We start from the raw sequence: 2,717 nt of genomic DNA, 5'->3' as shown, positions 1-2,717 counted from the left end.
TCCCGCGAAGGCGGGAAACGAGCGAAGCGACTTACGAAGTAATCCAGCCATCAGACTGGCATTTTTCTGGGTCCCCGCCTGCGCGGGGATGACTTGCTCATTATGCAATACGCAAGTCGCAACAATTTATTAAGGTTTAATGGAAAGGGAAGTGATCTTAATCATTAACCCTTGAACCGCTTCACCGATTGGCCGACTGAAAGTCGTCGATGAAGTTCGTCACCGACGTCACGGCCGACTCCCCGATGAGCTCCAGCGTGTCGTACGAGACGACGCCGACAAGGCCGGTGTCCCACGTGGAGGCGATGGTGGGGGCCCGCTGTTCGGCGAGGCGCACTTCCTGGAAGAACTGGGTGTTGATCGCGAAGGGCACGATGCCCTGGCCGGCGTCGAGCATGTTGATATGGACGTACAGGTTCGGGACGCGGGCGACATCCACCACCTCGGTGGCTTCGATGATGTGGAGGCCGGCGTCGGTTAGTCTTTCGGCAACATTGCGGCGGATCGTCGCCACGTCCAGCACATCCTCCTCCGTCAGGCCCCGGCTGCCTTCGATGTCCACCGTGAGGTAGAACCCCTTGATCTGCTGGAGCGACTGGCGGGCGACCTCCACCGCCGGCTGCGCGGCGGCGCAGGGCGCCAGCCCCATGGCAACGATCAGGAGCAAGATAGGCACAGTTCTCATGGCCGGCCTCCGATGTCTGGTTGATGAATCGCCCGAGAATCTCCTCCGATAATCTTTAATGTGTGATCTGTAATCGTTCAGTGCCCTACCGCTCGTCCGTCAAATGCGCGCGAGTCTGACGCGCCGTAGAGCAGCTTTTCGTCGTAGTCGATGTAGATCCCCATCGCGTGCCCGATCTGGCCGCGTTCCTTCACCGTGTGGCCTTTTGATTCGTAGAGGGCGCGGGTGTCCCGCGACATGCCCCAGCGCTCGATGATCGTCTCATTCGGCAGCCACTGGTGGTGGAAGCGCGGGGCCTCGATCGCCTGGGCGACGTTCATTTCGTGTTCGACGACATTCAGCACCACCTGGAGGACCGTGTTGATGATGGTGCGGCCGCCGGGCGTACCGATGACGAGCACCGGCTTGCCGTCCTTCGCGACGATCGTCGGCGTCATGCTCGAGAGCATGCGTTTGCCGGGGGCGACGAGGTTCGGCGGGGTGCCGATCTGGCCCGTGGTAGTCGTCTTGCCCGGGACCGGGTTGAAGTCTCCCATTTCGTTGTTGAGCAGGAAGCCGGCGCCTTCGACGACCATCGACGAGCCGTAGGAGTTCTCCAGGGTGTAGGTGAGGGAGACTGCGTTGCCGGCGGCGTCGACCACCGAGAAGTGTGTGGTTTCCTCGCTTTCGTAGGCTTCGTTAAAGAGGGTGGGGTCGCTGACGGAGGCCCGGTCGAGGTTGATCGTCTGCCGCAAGGCATCCGCATGGGCATTCGATATCAGGCGATCCACCGGCATGTTCGGATTAAACGCCGGGTCTCCGACGTGCATGGCGCGGTCCGCATAGGCGCGGCGCATGGCTTCGGTGACGACATGCATGTAGGCGGCCGAGTTGTGGCCCATCGCGTCAAGGTCGTAGCCTTCCAGGATGTTGAGCATTTCGACGAGCGCGATGCCCCCGGAGCTGGGCGGCGCCATGGAGTAGACATCGAAGCCCCTGAAGGTGCCGTGGATGAGCGGCTGCTCGACGGCTTCGTAGCGCGCGAGGTCTTCCTCCGTGATAATCCCCCCGTTTGCCTTCATGAAGTCGGCGAGTAGTTTGGCCGTCCTTCCTTTGTAGAACCCGTCGCGTCCGTTGTCGCGGATACGTTTGAGCGACTCGGCGAGGTCCGGCTGTTTCCACAGCTCCCCCGGTTCGTAGCGTTTGTTGCCTGGTTTGAGGAAGGCGCGGGAGGTCGACGGGTAGCGATCCGGGTTGGATTCGAGCCATTCGAGATAGCCCTGCATATCCCAGGTGGATGGGAAGCCTTCCTGCGCCAGGCGGACGGCCGGCTCGACGAGTTCTGCCCAGGATTTCGAGCCGAGGCGTTTGTGGGCCAGTTCGAGGCCGGCGACTGTGCCGGGCACACCGACCGACAGCGCGCCTTCGTGGTTGCTGTTGTTGCGGATGTTGCCCTGGCCGTCCAGGTACATCGTCTCCGTGGCGGCCAGCGGCGCTTTTTCGCGGAAGTTGAAGGAGGTCGTGACGCCATCGGCGCCGTGGTAGACCAGGAAGCCGCCGCCGCCGATGTTGCCGGCGGAAGGGAGCGTCACGGCCAGCGCGAATGCCGTCGCCACGGCGGCGTCGACCGCGTTGCCCCCGTTTTGCAGCACTTCGTTTCCGATTTCCGACGCAAGGTAGTGGCTGCTGACAACCATGCCGTTCCGCGCCGGCGCCGGCGTGCGGCCGGTTTGCGCCATGGTAGGCGAAGTGGTGGCGGGTGAGAGGGCCGAGAGGAGAAGCAGGACAAAGGGGAAAACGCGTCGTGTCATCGGATTGCGGTCAGAAGCTCGAAGATTGCCAGCCCATAATGTACAGAATCTCCCCGTCGCTATTCGCTATTCATGCGAATCAGGAGTTGAAACGTCCCCCAAAGCGATGTCATCTCGACCGTACACCCGATTTATCGGGGGGAAGCGGAGACACGAGCGCAGCGACTGATGAGCGAAGCGAATAAACCTCCTTAAGCCGAGCACTTCGCCAGTCTAGAGGAGGTCGCTCAGCTCCCGCATCG

The 2,717-nt window shown here is 61.9% G+C and carries 2 protein-coding genes; both read right to left on the bottom strand.

The features are described 5' to 3' along the window. Positions 1-181: 181 nt before the first annotated feature. Positions 182-685 (bottom strand): hypothetical protein, encoded by a 504-nt coding sequence (locus SH809_11185; GenBank protein MDZ4700260.1) that lies wholly within the window; start codon positions 683-685, stop codon positions 182-184. Between the two features lie 77 nt (positions 686-762). Continuing rightward, complete coding sequence (gene ggt, locus SH809_11180) at positions 763-2,475, bottom strand: gamma-glutamyltransferase (protein ID MDZ4700259.1); 1,713 nt, start codon at positions 2,473-2,475, stop codon at positions 763-765. Between the last annotated feature and the right edge of the window lie 242 nt (positions 2,476-2,717).

Source organism: Rhodothermales bacterium (assembly GCA_034439735.1).
Taxonomy (GTDB): Bacteria; Bacteroidota; Rhodothermia; order Rhodothermales; family JAHQVL01; genus JAWKNW01.
The sequence above is the reverse complement of the archived record's forward strand: the minus strand, read 5'-3'. Positions and strand labels throughout refer to the sequence as shown.

Bases quoted from the DNA above. Each gene is read 5' to 3' on its own strand.
- SH809_11185 (MDZ4700260.1), bottom strand. From the start codon at position 685: ATGAGAACTGTGCCTATCTTGCTCCTGATCGTTGCCATGGGGCTGGCG.
- ggt (MDZ4700259.1), bottom strand. From the start codon at position 2,475: ATGACACGACGCGTTTTCCCCTTTGTCCTGCTTCTCCTCTCGGCCCTC.